At 67.5% G+C, this 15,527-nt stretch carries 18 protein-coding genes; 7 read left to right on the top strand and 11 right to left on the bottom strand.

Going from position 1 to position 15,527, the window contains the following annotated elements; translation table 11 throughout:
• Positions 1–313 precede the first annotated feature (313 nt).
• From D3880_RS09335 to D3880_RS09315, 5 genes are all read left to right on the top strand, one after another.
• Positions 314–1,588, top strand: coding sequence for a glycerate kinase type-2 family protein (locus tag D3880_RS09335; RefSeq protein WP_119893193.1), 1,275 nt, complete (start codon positions 314–316; stop codon positions 1,586–1,588).
• A complete protein-coding gene (pyk, locus tag D3880_RS09330; protein ID WP_119893192.1) occupies positions 1,585–3,000 on the top strand; it encodes a pyruvate kinase in 1,416 nt (471 codons plus the stop codon). The genes D3880_RS09335 and pyk overlap by 4 nt, the downstream gene beginning before the upstream one ends.
• A 225-nt stretch (positions 3,001–3,225) precedes the next feature.
• A complete protein-coding gene (locus tag D3880_RS09325; protein WP_119893191.1) occupies positions 3,226–4,134 on the top strand; it encodes an urea transporter in 909 nt (302 codons plus the stop codon).
• 62 nt (positions 4,135–4,196) lie between these two features.
• Complete coding sequence (locus D3880_RS09320; RefSeq protein WP_119893190.1) at positions 4,197–4,805, top strand: MliC family protein; 609 nt, start codon at positions 4,197–4,199, stop codon at positions 4,803–4,805.
• A gap of 121 nt (positions 4,806–4,926) precedes the next feature.
• Positions 4,927–5,592 (top strand): DUF2459 domain-containing protein, encoded by a 666-nt coding sequence (locus tag D3880_RS09315; protein ID WP_162934970.1) that lies wholly within the window; start codon positions 4,927–4,929, stop codon positions 5,590–5,592.
• Between the two features lie 110 nt (positions 5,593–5,702).
• Here the strand turns inward: D3880_RS09315 and D3880_RS22690 are convergent, their stop codons facing one another.
• From D3880_RS22690 to ccmA, 10 genes are read right to left on the bottom strand one after another with little or no spacing between them, the layout of a single operon-like run.
• Positions 5,703–6,122, bottom strand: a complete 420-nt coding sequence (locus D3880_RS22690; protein ID WP_162934969.1) for a hypothetical protein — start codon at positions 6,120–6,122, stop codon at positions 5,703–5,705.
• Between the two features lie 13 nt (positions 6,123–6,135).
• Positions 6,136–7,341, bottom strand: coding sequence for a c-type cytochrome biogenesis protein CcmI (gene ccmI / locus D3880_RS09305; RefSeq protein ID WP_119893187.1), 1,206 nt, complete (start codon positions 7,339–7,341; stop codon positions 6,136–6,138).
• Positions 7,334–7,822: a cytochrome c-type biogenesis protein gene (locus tag D3880_RS09300; protein ID WP_119893186.1), complete on the bottom strand. Its 489-nt coding sequence runs from the start codon at positions 7,820–7,822 to the stop codon at positions 7,334–7,336. Before D3880_RS09300 ends, ccmI begins: the two co-directional genes overlap by 8 nt.
• On the bottom strand, positions 7,819–8,355 hold the full coding sequence (locus tag D3880_RS09295; RefSeq protein WP_119893185.1) for a DsbE family thiol:disulfide interchange protein: 537 nt from the start codon (positions 8,353–8,355) through the stop codon (positions 7,819–7,821). Before D3880_RS09295 ends, D3880_RS09300 begins: the two co-directional genes overlap by 4 nt.
• Entirely contained in the window at positions 8,352–10,325 is a 1,974-nt protein-coding gene (locus D3880_RS09290; protein WP_162935047.1) for a heme lyase CcmF/NrfE family subunit, read from the bottom strand. Before D3880_RS09290 ends, D3880_RS09295 begins: the two co-directional genes overlap by 4 nt.
• A gap of 17 nt (positions 10,326–10,342) precedes the next feature.
• Positions 10,343–10,810 (bottom strand): cytochrome c maturation protein CcmE, encoded by a 468-nt coding sequence (ccmE, locus tag D3880_RS09285; protein WP_119893183.1) that lies wholly within the window; start codon positions 10,808–10,810, stop codon positions 10,343–10,345.
• On the bottom strand, positions 10,807–10,983 hold the full coding sequence (ccmD, locus tag D3880_RS09280) for a heme exporter protein CcmD (RefSeq protein ID WP_119893182.1): 177 nt from the start codon (positions 10,981–10,983) through the stop codon (positions 10,807–10,809). Before ccmD ends, ccmE begins: the two co-directional genes overlap by 4 nt.
• Positions 10,980–11,738: a heme ABC transporter permease gene (locus D3880_RS09275; RefSeq protein WP_177412166.1), complete on the bottom strand. Its 759-nt coding sequence runs from the start codon at positions 11,736–11,738 to the stop codon at positions 10,980–10,982. The genes ccmD and D3880_RS09275 overlap by 4 nt, the downstream gene beginning before the upstream one ends.
• A gap of 48 nt (positions 11,739–11,786) precedes the next feature.
• A complete protein-coding gene (gene ccmB / locus D3880_RS09270) occupies positions 11,787–12,458 on the bottom strand; it encodes a heme exporter protein CcmB (protein WP_119893180.1) in 672 nt (223 codons plus the stop codon).
• The gene (ccmA, locus tag D3880_RS09265; RefSeq protein WP_119893179.1) at positions 12,455–13,120 is read right to left on the bottom strand and encodes a cytochrome c biogenesis heme-transporting ATPase CcmA; all 666 of its coding nucleotides are present in this window, start codon (positions 13,118–13,120) and stop codon (positions 12,455–12,457) included. The genes ccmB and ccmA overlap by 4 nt, the downstream gene beginning before the upstream one ends.
• Positions 13,121–13,256: 136 nt before the next feature.
• Here ccmA and fliK point away from each other — a divergent pair, with 136 nt between their 5' ends.
• Together fliK and D3880_RS09255 are read left to right on the top strand one after the other, a co-directional pair.
• Complete coding sequence (gene fliK, locus D3880_RS09260) at positions 13,257–14,798, top strand: flagellar hook-length control protein FliK (RefSeq protein WP_119893178.1); 1,542 nt, start codon at positions 13,257–13,259, stop codon at positions 14,796–14,798.
• Positions 14,795–15,130: an EscU/YscU/HrcU family type III secretion system export apparatus switch protein gene (locus D3880_RS09255; protein ID WP_119893177.1), complete on the top strand. Its 336-nt coding sequence runs from the start codon at positions 14,795–14,797 to the stop codon at positions 15,128–15,130. The genes fliK and D3880_RS09255 overlap by 4 nt, the downstream gene beginning before the upstream one ends.
• A 1-nt stretch (position 15,131) precedes the next feature.
• On the opposite strand, the gene D3880_RS09250 is transcribed toward D3880_RS09255, so the two are convergent.
• Entirely contained in the window at positions 15,132–15,527 is a 396-nt protein-coding gene (locus tag D3880_RS09250; protein WP_119893176.1) for a DUF2802 domain-containing protein, read from the bottom strand.

The following is a 15,527-nucleotide window of genomic DNA, read 5'->3' as shown; positions in this document are numbered from 1 at the left end:
TACCCCCAACGCGCTGTCGACCGGCCCCGGCCACAAGCCGGGCGTTTGAAAAACCGCAGGATGGGATAGGGAAGCAAGGTCTGCCAGGCACTCCGGCGCTTGGTAACGAGTCTCGGAAAGCTCGGATTGCGCCCCTGTGCTCATCTCGCGGTTCCCCTCCCATCGGGAAGGGGAAGCAAAGCTTTCGACCTCCTGGCTGGCGGTGTCACGGCCTGCCAGCCAGGTTGGTCGATTCCAGTCCTTAGTGCTTGCCAAGCCGAGCCCTGAGGACTGCAATCGGCCCATAGACGCAATAACAACACTGGAGCCTCCCATGTCTCTCGATCCACAAGCCCTGCTCCGCGACCTGTTCGCCACCGCCATCGCCGCCGCCCATCCGCGCCAAGTGCTGGCCGACCACCTGCCGACCGACCGTAGCGGCCGGGTCATCGTCATCGGCGCAGGCAAGGCCGCCGCGGCCATGGCCGAGGTGATCGAGCGCGAGTGGCACGGCGAGATTTCCGGGCTGGTGGTGACCCGCTACGAGCACGGCGCCAACTGTCAGAAGATCGAAGTGGTGGAAGCCGCCCACCCGGTGCCGGACGACGCCGGTGAGCGCGTGGCGCGCCGCGTGCTGGAGCTGGTCAGCAACCTCGCGGAAAGCGACCGGGTGATCTTCCTGCTGTCCGGCGGCGGCTCCTCGCTGCTGGCCCTGCCCGCCGCAGGCATCAGCCTCAAGGACAAGCAGGCGATCAACAAGGCACTGCTCAAATCCGGGGCGACCATCGGCGAGATGAACTGCGTGCGCAAGCACCTCTCGGCGATTAAGGGCGGGCGCCTGGCCAAGGCCAGCTGGCCGGCCACCGTGTACACCTACGCGATTTCCGACGTGCCCGGCGACGAGGCCACGGTGATCGCCTCCGGCCCCACCGTGGCCGACCCGACCACCTCGGCCGAGGCGCTGGCGATCCTCGCCCGCTACGACATCGAAGTACCGGCCCACGTGCGTGCCTGGCTGCTCGACCCGCGCTCGGAGACGGTCAAGCCCGGCGACCCGTGCCTGGCGCGCAGCCATTTCCAGCTGATCGCCACGCCGCAGCAGTCACTCGACGCCGCCGCCGAGAAGGTCCGCGCCGCCGGCCTGACGCCGCTGATCCTCGGCGACCTGGAAGGCGAGTCGAGCGAAGTGGCCAAGGTGCATGCCGGCATCGCTAAGCAGATCATCCTGCACGGCCAGCCGCTGCAGGCGCCCTGCGTGATCCTCTCCGGCGGCGAGACCACCGTCACCGTGCGCGGCAACGGCCGCGGCGGGCGCAACGTCGAGTTCCTGCTCAGCCTCACCGACAGCCTCAAGGGCCTGCCCGGTGTCTACGCCCTGGCCGGTGACACCGACGGCATCGACGGTTCCGAGGACAACGCCGGGGCGATCATGACCCCGGACAGCTATGCCCGCGCCGGGCGCCAGGGCCTGTCCGCCCGCGACGAGCTGGACAACAACAACGGCTATGGCTATTTCGCCGCCCTCGATCAGCTGATCGTCACCGGCCCGACCCGCACCAACGTCAATGACTTCCGCGCCATCCTGATCCTCGAGGCACCTGCCAAATGACTCCTGATAAGAAAGTAAAAATCCTCGCCACCCTCGGCCCGGCGATCAAAGGCATCGACGATATCCGCCAGCTGGTGGAGGCCGGGGTCAACATCTTCCGCCTCAACTTCAGCCACGGCGAACACGCCGACCATGCCCTGCGCTACCAGTGGGTGCGCGAAGTGGAGCGCCAGCTGAACTACCCGATCGGCATCCTCATGGACCTGCAGGGACCGAAGCTGCGCGTCGGCCGCTTCGCCGAGGGCAAGGTGCAACTCGCCAAGGGCCAGGCCTTGCGTCTGGATCTGGACGCCACGCCGGGCAACGCCCAGCGCGTAAACCTGCCGCACCCGGAAATCATCGAAGCGCTACAGCCGGGGATGAACCTGCTGCTCGACGACGGCCGCCTGCGCCTGCAGGTGACCGCCAAGCACGCCGACGCCATCGACACCCAGGTGATCGCCGGCGGCGAACTGTCCGACCGCAAGGGCGTCAACGTGCCGGAGGCGGTGCTGCAACTGTCGCCGCTGACTGCCAAGGACCGCCGCGACCTGGCCTTCGGCCTGGAGCTTGGTGTCGACTGGGTCGCCCTGTCCTTCGTCCAGCGCCCGGAAGACATCATCGAGGCCCGTGAGCTGATCCAGGGCAAGGCCTTCCTGATGGCCAAGATCGAGAAGCCCTCGGCGGTGCAGTACCTGGAAGAGATCGCCCAGCTGTGCGACGCGATCATGGTGGCGCGCGGCGACCTCGGTGTGGAAGTGCCGGCCGAGAACGTGCCGCGCATCCAGAAAGACATCATCCGCACCTGCCGCCAGCTCGGCCGGCCGGTGGTGGTGGCCACGCAGATGCTCGAATCGATGCGCTTCTCCCCTGCCCCGACCCGTGCTGAAGTGACCGACGTCGCCACCGCCGTGGCCGAAGGCACCGACGCGGTGATGCTCTCGGCCGAGACCGCCTCCGGTGACTACCCGCTGGAAGCCGTGCAGATGATGAGCAAGATCATCCGCCAGGTGGAGAACGGCCCGGACTACCAGGCCCAGCTCGACGTCGGCCGCCCGCAGGCCGAGGCCACCGCCTCCGACGCAATCAGCTGCGCGATCCGTCGCATCAGCAGCATTCTGCCAGTGGCGGCGCTGGTCAATTACAGCGAATCCGGCGCCTCCAGCCTGCGCGCCTCGCGTGAGCGGCCGAAGGCGACCATCCTCAGCCTGACCCCGAGCCTGCACACCGCGCGTCGCCTGAGCGTGGCCTGGGGCATCTACTCGGTGGTCAACGAGCGCCTGCACCAGGTCGAGGAAGTCAGCAGCACCGCCCTGGAAATCGCCCAGGCCCAAGGCCTAGCGAACAAAGGCGACACCGTGGTGATCACCGCCGGCGTGCCGTTCGGACAGCCGGGCAGCACCAATACGCTGCGGATCGAAACGTTGCAATGACTCCCTCTCCCACCTGTGGGAGAGGGACCGGGGGAGAGGGCCGACGGCAACGCCACCCTCTCCCCAGCCCTCTCCCGTAAACGGGAGAGGGGCAAAAACTGCCCGGTGATCGGCCCCGAGTGAGGGCAAAGAAACCGACCCCGAACCAATCGAATCCCATCTGGCTTGCGCCAGCTTTGCAGGCGGCCGCCCCTCAACGGTCGCCTCTTTTTTTATTGCCGGACCATGAACCGCCTACTGTCACCCCGAACCCTGAGCCTGGCGAAAGCCCTGCTCAACGGCTGCAGCCAGATCTTCCTGCAACGACACCCCCTCTGCGGCGCGCTGGTGCTGCTGGCCATCGCCCTCGGCGCTCCGCCACTGCTCGGTGGCGCCCTGCTCGGCGCCCTCGCCGGCCTGCTGGTCGCCCATCGTCTGAACTACGCCCGGGCGGATGTGGACGCCGGGCTGTACGGCTACAACGCCACCCTGGTCGGCTTAGTGCTGGCCATGCGTTTCAACTGGTCGCTGTCGCTGGCCCTGCTGATCCTCGCCGCGGCGGCGCTGGCCACCGTCCTGCTGCACCTGTTCCTGCACCGCGGCCGCCTGCTCGGCGGACTCCCCGTCTACACCCTGCCCTTCGTGCTGTTCGGCTGGCTGACCTTGCCGCTGGACGATCTGCCGGGACTGGATGATCGCAGTATCGTCGCCTCGGCATTGCCGCTCGATGCCCCCGGCTTGGCCGACGCGGCGTTGCGCGGCATCGGCCAGGTGATTTTCCTCGACAGCCCGCTGGCCGGCGCCTGCCTGCTGCTCGGCCTATTGCTGGCCGATTGGCGGGCGGCGGCCTGGGCGCTCGGCGCATCCGCCGCCGGGCTGAGTCTGGCGCTGCTCCAGGGCTGGCCGCAGCCCACCGCCCTGCTCGGCCTGTACGGCTACAACGCGGTGCTCGCCGCCATCGCCCTGAGCCAAAGCCACCGCCGGCCCTGGGCGCCGCTGGCTGGCATCCTGCTGACCCTACTGCTGCAACCCTGTTTCACCGCCCTCGCGGTGCCGCCACTCACCGCGCCGTTCATCCTCGCCTGCTGGCTGGTGCTGACTGCACGGCGCGGCTTGCAGAAGCGCACGGCAGGCGCGAACGCCGCCGGAAGCTGACAGGCTGCAGTCGCCTGCTAAGGTGCATGGAGCACACCCTACTTGCGTGGCCAGGAGGCAACATGAGTCCTCGGAAAAACATTGTCTGGCTCCTGCTGGCGACACCACTCCCCTTGCTGGCCCAGGGGGATGCCCCGTCCTTCGATTGCGGCAAGGTTGACGCCGGCAGTATCGAGGCGCTGGTCTGCGAGAGCCCTGCCCTGGCCAAGCTGGACCGGCAGTTGGCAGCGGTCTACAAGCAGGCCTCGGCCAAGGCCGTCAATGAGCACCCGCCGATGCTGAAAGCCGAGCAACGCGGCTGGATCAAGGGACGTGACGACTGCTGGAAGGCGGACGACAAGACCCAGTGCGTCACCGACAGCTACCGCCAGCGCATCGCCGAATTGCAGGCGCGCTACCAACTGATCGAAGGCACCGGTCCGGTGCGCTACGAATGCGATGGTCAGCCGGCGAAGGAAGTGGTGGCCACCTTCTACCCCACTGACCCGGCGAGCGCCGTCGTCGAGTTCGGCGACAGCACTTCGCTGATGTACCAGCAGCCGGCCGCCAGCGGTGCTCGGTACCAGGGGAACAATGAGTCGCTCTGGGAACATCACGGCGAGGCCACGGTGGTCTGGGGCTACGAGGCGCCGGAAATGAAGTGCAAGATCCGCCAACCTTCTTCGCCCTGAACCGCCGAGTACCACGGTGATGGATACCCAAAGACCTCCCGAGACGCCCGTCCACCCCGTCATGCCCCCCCCGTGGACGAAGGCACCTCAGGGTAGGACAAGCGCCGTCGGTCCCGCGCCCATGCGAATCGCCCTGCTGCTGGTTCTCGCCCTGTTTGGCTGCGCCGCCGCTCCACCTGGCCCGCCACCGGGTCCGCTGGACTGCAACGCGGCGGCGACCTTTCATGTGGTGAATCACGGCTGGCATACCGGAGTGGTCGTCGCCGCCGCCGACCTGCTCCTGGTGCTTCCGGCCCTCGGCGAGGACTTCGCCGACGCGGGGTTCATCGAACTCGGCTGGGGCGACGAGGGCTTCTACCGGGCCCCGCAACCCGGCATCGGCCAGGCGCTGCGGGCGCTGTTCGGGTCCGGCGACAGCGCCCTGCACCTGGTCCGGCTACCCGGCGAGCCCGCGCGTTACTTCCCGGCGGGTGAGGTGGTTGCGCTGACGGTCGACGCCAATGGCTATCAACGCCTGCTGGCCTTCCTCGTCGCGAGCTTCGCCCGTTCCCCGGCCGGCACCCTGCAACCGCTCGGTCCCGGCCTGAATGGCGACAGCCGCTTCTACCGGGCGACCGGCCGCTATTCGCTGGCCAATACCTGCAATACCTGGGTCGCCGAGGCGGTGGCCGCCAGTGGCTTTCCCATCGCGTCGACCTCGGTACAGACGGCCGACGCCGTCATGTCGCAACTGCGGCGGGAACCGGCGGTCGCCAGCTGCCAGTTCGAAACTGTCGATAATGACTGACGACGTCCGGCGCTTCTCGCCGCACAGTTGTCGCGATGATGCTGTTGGACAAAACCTACTCGCGGCCCTGACCAGGGCGCTTGCAGTCGGATCGGCGGGAGCCGCCGCCCCTACTGCGCGTAGCGCTTGGTCAAGCCCGGCGGCACACCGCTGCTGTCGGTTTCCTGCCACGGCCCTTGCGGGCTGTTGGACCAGAACCAGCCGTTGTCCCAGCGGTAGTAGGTACGCTCGCGGTAGTAGAGGTCGCGGGCGTTCTCCAGCACGTAGACGCCCAGGTTGTTGTCCCAGTGGCAGTTGCCGCCGGGCGGCGGCGCATAGCGCGGGTGGGCCTTCATGATGCTCGGCGGTTTCGGCACCGGCTGCACCGGCGGCATGGGCGGGCGCGGCAGCGGCGCCTGCTGCTGCGGTGGCGGCAGCGGCCGGGGCGCCGGCTGCGTCGGGTAGTCCGAGTCCGACACCGGCGGCTGCACGCTACAGCCGCCCAGGCCGACCATCAGGCCAAGAGCGAGAACGCGTAAGGTCGGTTTCATGGGCATGGTCCTGTCACTTGTCCGGGCTGTCGATGCTCAGCTGCTGAGCCTCGGTGGTGCTGCTGGCCAGCGGCTGGCTGCGGCCGATCCACTCGCCGTCGGTGGCGGTGCCGGCGCGGGAGATGCGTGCCACCAGTTGAACCTCGGGAAATGCGGAAAGTTTCAGCTGCGGCATCATCGCGTCGGCGTCGCTCAGTTCGACCTCGGCCGGCAGATCGGCGACGGTCAGACGTTTGACCGCCAGCGGCATCGGCGGGCCGCTGGTGGCGCGGGCGAAGACGAACACGCTGTCGCCCGGCTGGACCTTGTCCTTCAGCTTAGCCGCCAAATCGACCCGCACCTTGAGGGTCGCGCCGCTGCTGGCCGCGGCCAGCGCCGGCTGGTCGACTCCGGCAGCGTCACCGACCTTGGCCCTGGCCCGCTCGACCCCGCCCTGGATCGCTGCCCGCGACGGGTCTTCGGCCGGCAGCACGGCGATCAAGCGCTCCCAGAAGCCGATGGCGTCCTTGTAGCGTTGACTCTCGAAGGCGGCGATGCCCAGCAGGCCCAGGCTGGTGACTTCCTCGGGGTCGCCTTTCAGCGCCTCGTCGGTCAGCGCCTGCATCTGCGCCGACCACTTGCGCTCGCTGGCGAAGTACAGCGCCTGCGCCCATTGTCCGAGCGCCTCGGGCTGGCGGCCGGACAGCGTGGCGGCACGCTCGAAGGCCGTAGCCGCCTCCGCCGCGCGCTGCTGGGCCATATAGGTGCGCCCGAGGAAGTACCAGGCTTCCGCCGAGTCCGGCTGGGCCTTGACGGTCTGCTCCAGGCGCGCGGTCATGTCCTCGATGCTGCGCGGCATCTGGCTGAACTCGCGGGTCAACTCGACCTTGTCGCTGGCCCCCCAGTACAGGTACAGGCCCAGGCCGAATAGCGGCACCAGCAGCGCGGCCAGCAGTGGCACCGCGCGACCCAGCCGCGAGCTGCGCGCCACGTCGGCGCCCTCGGTGTCGGTCAGCAGTTCGCGCGCGGCTTCGGCGCGGCCGCCTTCCAGTTGCTCGGCAGTCAGCACGCCGGCCTGCTGCTGGCTTTGCAGCTCGGCCAGGCGTTCCTGATAGAGGGCGACATTGAGGGCGGTGCGGTCTTCCTCGGGCTGCGCGCGGCGACCGCGCAGCACAGGGATCAACAGAAACGCCAGAGCCAGCAGCAGCAACAGGCCGGCGGCGAGCCAGAAATCAATCATCGGTAGATTTATCCGCAGAGGTGGAATTCAGCAGGGTATCGAGGCGCGCACGCTCCTCGGCGGAGAGGCTGGCAGGCGGGGCGTTTTCCACCCGACGGCGGCGCAGCACGATCACCCCGAGCACCAGCAACCCACCGACCAGCAGGCCGGCCGGACCGTACCAGAGCAGCCAGGTGCGGGAGTTGACGGCTGGCTTGTAGCGGACGAACTCGCCGTAGCGCTCGACCATGAACTCGACGATCTCCTCATTGCTCTTGCCCTCGCCGAGCATGCGATGGATCTCGCGGCGCAGGTCGGCGGCGATCGGCGCGTTGGAGTCGGCGATGTCCTGGTTCTGGCACTTCGGGCAGCGCAGTTCCTTGGTCAGCTCGGCGAAGCGGGTCCGCTGTGCCTCGTCGGCGAACTGGTAGGTGTCGATGGCGGCCTGGGCGCCGCCGAGCAGGCTGAGGCCGAGTACCAGAGCGACAAAAGAACGCTTCATTGGCCGGCCTCATCGACCAACTGCTGGTACAGCGGCGCCAACTGTTCGCGCCAGACAGTCTGGTCGATCACGCCGACGAACTTGTGGCGGATCACGCCCTTGGCGTCGATCAGGAAGGTTTCCGGCGCGCCGTAGACACCGAGGTCCAGGCCCAGGCTGCCCTGTGCGTCGTTGATGTTGAGCTGGTAGGGGTTGTGGAACTCCTGCAGCCACTTCTGCGCGGCGGCGTTGTCGTCCTTGTAGTTGATGCCATGGATGCGCACGCCCTGCTCGGCCAGCTTGTTCAGCATCGGATGCTCGACCCGGCAGGCGATGCACCAGGTGGCCCAGACGTTGAGCAGCGCCGGCTTGCCGAGCAGGTCGGCCTGGGTCAGGGTCTGCTCGCCCTGCACCGCCGGCAGCGAGAAGGCCGGCACCGGCTTGCCGATCAACGCCGAGGGCAGCTCCGCCGGATCGAGGAACAGGCCGCGATAGAGGAACAGCGCGACGCCGAGGAAGATCAGCAGCGGAATCAACAACACCAGACGCTTCATGCTTGCGCTCCGACCAGACCGAGGGCTTCGCGCACCCGGGTTTTCACCTTGACCCGGTAGCGCCGGTCCAGCGCCGCCAACAGGCCGCCGAGACCGGTCAGCAGGCCGCCGAACCAGATCCAGCGCACATAGGGTTTGACTTGCACGCGCACCGCCCAGGCGCCGTTGTCCAGCGGCTCGCCGAGGGCGACGTAGAGATCGCGGGTGAAGCCGGCGTCGATGCCGGCCTCGGTCATCACCGACTGCTGCACGCGGTACAGGCGTTTTTCCGGATGCAGCACGCTGACTTCTTTGCCGTCCTCGATCACCCGGATGGTGCCCTTGTCGGAGGTGAAATTCGGCCCCTCGAAGTGCTTGGCACCCTCGAAGACGAACTGATAACCGCCCAGCTCCACCGCCTCGCCCGGCGCCAGGCGCAGGTCACGCTCGGCGCTGCCCTGGCTGGACAGCACCACACCGAGGGCGCAGACCGCGATGCCGAGGTGCGCCAGCTGCATGCCCCAGTAAGTGCGACCGAGCTTGCCCAGGCCCGCGAGCAGGCCGGTGTGGCGGGTCTTGTCGAGCAGGTCGCGCAGGCCGGCGAGCACCACCCAGGCCGCCAACAGGCAGGCGGCCAGCACCGCCCAGTGAAAATCCGCCAGGACGAAAGAGGCCAGTCCGCCCAGCACCACGCTGCCAAGCAGCACCGGGGTGAGCATGCGCGCCAGCCACTGCAGCGGCGTGTCCTTCCAGCGCACCAGCACACCGACCGCCAGCACCAGCATGAGGATGCTCATCAACGGCAGGAACAGCGCGTTGAAATACGGCGGGCCGACCGACAGCTTGGCCCCAGTCAGCGCATCCAGCACCAGCGGATAGAGGGTGCCGAGCAGGATCATCGCGGCCACCACAACCAGCACCAGGTTGTTGACCAGTAGCAGGGTCTCGCGCGACCACAGGGCGAAGCCGACCTGGCTCTTGACCACCGGGGCGCGCACGGCGAACAGGGTCAGCGAGCCGCCGACCACCAGCAACAGGAAGGCGAGGATGAACACCCCGCGCGCCGGATCGGAGGCAAAGGCGTGCACCGAGGTCAGCACCCCGGAACGCACCAGGAAGGTACCGAGCAGACTCAACGAAAACGCGGCGATCGCCAGCAGCACGGTCCAGCTCTTGAACACCCCGCGCTTCTCGGTCACCGCCAGCGAATGGATCAGCGCGGTGCCGACCAGCCAAGGCATGAACGAGGCGTTTTCCACCGGATCCCAGAACCACCAGCCGCCCCAGCCCAGTTCGTAATAGGCCCACCAGGAGCCGAGGGTGATGCCGATACCGAGAAAGGCCCAGGCGACTATGGTCCACGGCCGCGACCAGCGCGCCCAGGCGGCGTCCAGGCGGCCGCCGAGCAGCGCGGCGATGGCGAAGGCGAAGGCCACCGAGAAGCCGACGTAGCCCATGTACAGCATCGGCGGGTGGACGATCAGGCCGATGTCTTGCAGGAGCGGGTTGAGGTCGTTGCCGTCCGCCGGCGCGTTCGGCAGCAGGCGCTCGAAGGGGTTGGAGGTGACGATCAAGAACAGCAAGAAACCGATGCTGATCATCCCCATCACCGCCAGCACGCGGGCCAACATGGCCTCCGGCAGTTGGCGGGAGAAAATCGACACGGCAAAGGTCCAGCCGCCGAGGATCAGCGCCCAGAGCAGCAGCGAACCCTCATGGGCGCCCCACACGGCGCTGAACTTGTAATACCAGGGCAGCGCGCTGTTGGAGTTGCTGGCCACATAGCGCACGGAGAAATCGTCGACCAGGAAGGCCCAGGTCAGGCAGGCGAAGGCGAACACCAGGAAGGCGAACTGGCCCCAGGCGGCCGGCTGCGCCAGGCTCATCCACTGGCGATCGCCGCGCCAGGCACCGATCAGCGGCAGCGTCGCCTGAACGATGGCGAAGCACAGGGCGAGGATCATGGCCAAGTGGCCGAGTTCGGGAATCAGCAGGGCTGCGCTCATGTTCAACCCTCCTTCTTCGTCGGCAACTGGCCGCTGTCTGGCAGCTGACCGCTGTCTTTGAGGGCCTTGGTGACTTCCGGCGGCATGTATTTCTCGTCGTGCTTGGCCAGCACCTCATCGGCGATCAGCACGCCGTCGGCGTCCAGCTTGCCGAGCGCGACTATGCCCTGCCCTTCGCGGAACAGGTCGGGGAGGATGCCCTGGTACTGGATGATCACGTCCTTGGCGAAATCGGTGACCACGAAGCGCACCACCAGCGAATCCGGTGAGCGCTGCAGCGAACCCTCCCGGACCATGCCGCCGGCGCGGATGCGCGTGTCGTGCGGCACCTCGCCGTTGGCGATCTGGGTTGGCGTGTAGAACAGGTTGATGTTCTGCTGCAGGGCACTCAAGGCCAGGGCCACGGCGATGCCGACCCCGGCGAGGATGCCGAGGATGATGATCAGACGCTTTTTGCGCAGCGGATTCACGACTTGCTCTCCCGGCGCAGACGGCGCGCCTCTTCTTGCAGATAACGACGCCGCGCCAGCAACGGCAGCGCAACGTTGAGGACCAGCACGCTCAGGCTGATGCCGTAGGCGGTCCAGACATACAGGCCGTGCTGGCCCATGGCGAGAAACTCGCCGAAGGAGCTGAAGCTCATCTTACTCCTCCCAGACTCTTGACCACCTCGGCCTTGACCCAACTGCTGCGGCCTTCGCGCTTGAGCAGCTCGAGGCGCATGCGCAGCAGCAGCACGGCAGCGAAGAAGCAGTAGAAACCGAGCACCATCACCAGCAGCGGCAGCCACATTTCCGCCGGCATCGCCGGTTTCTCGGTGAGCTTGAAGGTGGCCGGCTGGTGCAGGGTGTTCCACCACTCCACCGAGTACTTGATGATCGGGATGTTGATCACCCCGACGATGGCCAGCACCGCGCAGGCCTTGGCCGCGCTGTCGCGGTTGCTGATCGCCTGGCCGAGGGCGATCACGCCGAAATACAGGAACAGCAGGATCAGCATCGAAGTCAGACGTGCATCCCAGACCCACCACGAGCCCCAGGTCGGCTTGCCCCAGATCGCCCCGGTGAGCAGCGCGATCACCGTCATCCAGGCGCCGAGCGGCGCGGCCTGCTGCAGGGCGACGTCGGCCAGTTTCATCTTCCACACCAGACCGACCACCCCGGCCACCGCCAGCATGATGTAGCAGGACTGGGCGAGGATCGCCGCCGGCACGTGAATGTAGATGATGCGGAAACTGTTGCCCTGCTGATAGTCCGGCGGCGCGATGGCCAGGCCCCAGACCAAGCCGACGCCGAGCAGCAGTGCGGCGGCGAGCGCCAGCCAGGGCAGCCAACGGCCGCTCTTCTCGTAGAACCACTTGGGCGAGCCCAGTTTGTGAAACCAAGTCCAGTTCATCACGCTAACTCGTCATTCTGGGGCGGCGGCCGCAAGGGTCCGACCGCCCTGTTATTCACCGACGCTGATGGTCAGGCCGGCGGCAATGGCAAAAGGTGTCAGGGTCACCGCCAACGCGGTGAGGCTGGCGAGCCACAATAGGTGGCCGACCGCCGGCAGTCCTTGCAGGGAAGCTTGCAGCGCCCCGCTGCCGAGAATCAGCACTGGGATATACAGCGGCAGAATCAGCAGGGCCAACAACAGGCCACCACGTTTCAGACCGACGGTCAGCGCCGCGCCGACCGCACCGAGCAGGCTCAGCACCGGAGTGCCGAGCAACAGCGACAACAACAGCACCGGCAGACAGCGCGCCGGCAGGCCGAGCATCAGCGCCAGCAGCGGCGCCAGCACGACCAATGCCAGCCCGGAGAACAGCCAGTGTGCCAGCACCTTGGCCAAAACCAGAAGAGGCAGAGGGTGCGACGAAAGGACCCACTGTTCCAGGGAGCCATCCTCGAAATCACTGCGGAACAGACCATCCAGCGACAGCAGCACCGCCAGCAGGGCCGCGACCCACACCAGCCCCGGCGACAAAGTCTGCAACAGCTGGGTTTCCGGACCGACGGCGAGCGGGAACAGGGCGACCACTATGGCGAAGAACACCAGCGGATTGGCCAGCTCGGCCGGACGACGGAACAGCAGGCGGGCTTCGCGGGCGACCAGCAGGGTGAACACGTTACTCATGCAGCATGCTCACTCACCATCAGGGCGCCCAGATCGAGGTCGCGATAGGCGGCCGGCTTCACCGCCAGCGTGTGATGGGTGGTCAGCACCACCAGCCCGCCCTGTTCGCAGTGCCGGGCCAGATGCTGCTCCAGCTGCGCCACGCCCTGCTTGTCCAGCGCGGTGAAGGGCTCGTCGAGAATCCACAGCGGCGGCGCCTCCAGATACAGACGGGCCAGGGCGACGCGACGCTGCTGACCGGCGGACAGGGTGTGGCACGGCACATCCTCGAAACCACGCAGACCGACCGCCTCCAGCGCCCGCCAGATCGTCGCGCGCGCGGCCGGTTGATGCAGGGCGCAGAGCCAGGCGAGGTTCTCCTCGGCCGTCAGCAGGCCCTTGATTCCGGCGGCATGGCCGATCCACAGCAGGTTGCGCGCCAGTTCGCCGCGTTGCTTGCTCAACGCCTTGCCGTTCAGGCGCACTTCACCGGTGGTCGGCTGCATCAGCCCGGCGAGCAGACGCAACAAACTGGTCTTGCCGCTGCCATTGGGGCCGCTGACCTGCAGCATCTCGCCGCCGTTCAAACGCAGGTCGAGACGCTCGAACAGCAGACGCCAGTCCCGCTCACAGGCGAGCGCCACGGTTTCAAGGACAGGACTGGTCACGGCATGCTTACCCAAGGGCGCTCAAGTCAGGAAGGTCTCGGCCGCTATACTGGCATACGCGAAATGCACGGCCGGCGCGAACGGGGCGGCATTATACATGCCCGGCCCACCCACCCGCAGCGGCCATTTTCAACAGGTTGTAACCCCCGCCATGAGCGAAATCAGCAGCACTCGCCCGCTTCCCGCCAGCCCGCCACCGACGCGCCCCAGCCAGGTCGCCGAGCAGGCGCTCAAGCTCCTGCAACCGCTGGACGGCCTGCTGGCCAGCGGCGAAAGCGCCAAGGCCGAGGTGATCGCGGTCAAGGAAGCGGTGGCGCAGAGCTTCCAGGTGCTGCTCAAGCTGACCCTCGCCAACGGCAGCCAGGCCACCCTGCAGGCCAGCAGCAGCCAGCCGCTGAGTCAGGGCAGCGTGCTGAACGTCACCGCGCTGTCGGACACCCGGCTGGCGATGATTCTGCAGAGCGCCGGCGAGCGTGCGCTGACCCAGCTGGACCTGAACCTGCTGCCGATCGGCACGCTGATCCAGGGCAAGGTCGAAGCCAGCGAGCAGATCGCCCAGCTCAAGGCCCAGCAGGTGTTGTACCGGGTGGTGGTCAACCTGCTCAATACGCCGCTGGCCGGCAACAAGCTGAGCATAGAGACGCCCCTCGCCCTACCCCTCGGCAGCTTGCTGACTGCCCAGGTGCGGGGCAGCCAGGCATTGAGTTTCCTGCCGCTCAGCGGCCGCCTGGATCAGCTGGAACTGGGCCAGCAGTTGCTGGCCCAACAGAATCGCCAAGGCTCGCTCGACGGCCTGTTCAAGGCTCTGCAGGGGCTGAGCGGCGCCGCCTTGCCGGCAGGTCTGCGCGCCAGCATCGACCAGCTGCTCGCGGCCAGCCCCGACATCCGTCAGCTCAGCGATGCCAAGGGGCTGGCGCAGGCCCTGGAAAACAGCGGCCTGCAGCTCGAAGCCAAACTGCTCGGCGGAAACACCGCCAGCCTGCCGCAGGATCTCAAGGCCAACCTGCTGCGCCTGATTGCCCAATTGTTGCCGCAACTGCCCAATGCCGCCCCGCTCAATCCTGGCACTGCCGCCGGCACCTTGGCCCAGGCTCTGCCGGCCTTCGTGCGCAGCGCCCTCGGCGCCCTCGATCAGGCCGGCAATCGCCAGCAGGCGCTGAGCTTTCCCCTGCCGTCCAAACTGCTGCAGGCGATGGATGGCGAGGCCGACCTGGAAGCCCTGCTGAAACTCGCCGCCGCCGCCGTCTCGCGCCTGCAGACCCACCAGCTGTCGAGCCTGGCGCAAACCCAGCTGAGTCCGGAAGGCAACTTGCTGACCACTTGGCAGCTGGAACTGCCCATGCGCAACCAGCAGGAACTGGTGCCGCTGCAGCTCAAGCTGCAACGCGAAGATCAGAGCAAGCAGGGCAGGAAGGACCAACAGGACACGCTCTGGCGCGTCGAGCTGGCCTTCGACCTGGCACCACTCGGGCCGCTGCAGGTGCAGGCGCAGCTGGCTCACGGCAGCCTGTCCAGCCAGATGTGGGCCGAACGCCCCGGCACCGCCCGGCTGATCGACAGCGAACTCGACAACCTGCGCGAACGCCTGCTCGCGGCTGGCCTCACGGTCGGTGAGCTGGCCTGCCGTCAAGGCACGCCGCCGCAAGGGCCGCGCACCACCCTGGAACAGCGCTGGATCGACGAAACCGCATGAAACAGCACGCACCCCGCCAAGCCATCGCCCTCACCTACGATGGCCAGAACGCCCCCAGCCTCAGCGCCAAGGGCGACGACGAGCTGGCCGAGGCGATTCTCGCCATCGCCCGCGAATATGAAGTGCCGATCTACGAGAACGCCGAGCTGGTGCGCCTGCTCGCCCGCCTGGAGCTTGGCGACGCGATTCCCGAGGCGCTGTATCGCAGCATCGCCGAGATTATCGCGTTCGCCTGGTATCTGCAGGGCAAGTGCCCGCCGGGTTTCGGCGCGGAAAGCGAGCACGGCATCGCCCCCGCGCTGCTCGGCGGGCCAGGCACGGAAGAACCTTAAGTTACGGCTTGGACTGGTGCAGCTTGCTGACCAGTTCGGCCTCGGCGCGGCTGAGGCCGCAGGACTGGGTCAGGTCGTCGACGCTGGCGCCCAGACCGACCAGGCGCGCGGCCTGGGTGAAGGACAGGCTGGTGGGATCGCGCTGCTCGATCTGGCTGAGCTTGTCCGGCAGCGGCGCCACCACATGGCGCAGCTCGTGCAGCTCCTCGCCCATGCGGATGCTGCCGGTCAGGTAGGTGTCCAGGCGCTTGCCCAGCTCCTTGAGGCGTTGATCGCGCGCGGCGTCGCGCTTGGCCTGCTCCGCGGCCTGCTCGCGCAACTGCCGCGCCAGCCACCAGCAGCTAGCCGCCAGGGCGACGCAGATTAGCGTGAGAAGCAGCAGCGCGATCTCGATCAA

It is taken from the genome of Pseudomonas cavernae, assembly GCF_003595175.1.
Lineage (GTDB): Bacteria > Pseudomonadota > Gammaproteobacteria > Pseudomonadales > Pseudomonadaceae > Aquipseudomonas > Aquipseudomonas cavernae.
Note: the sequence above shows the minus strand (reverse complement) of the source record. Positions and strands in the feature narration are given on the sequence as shown.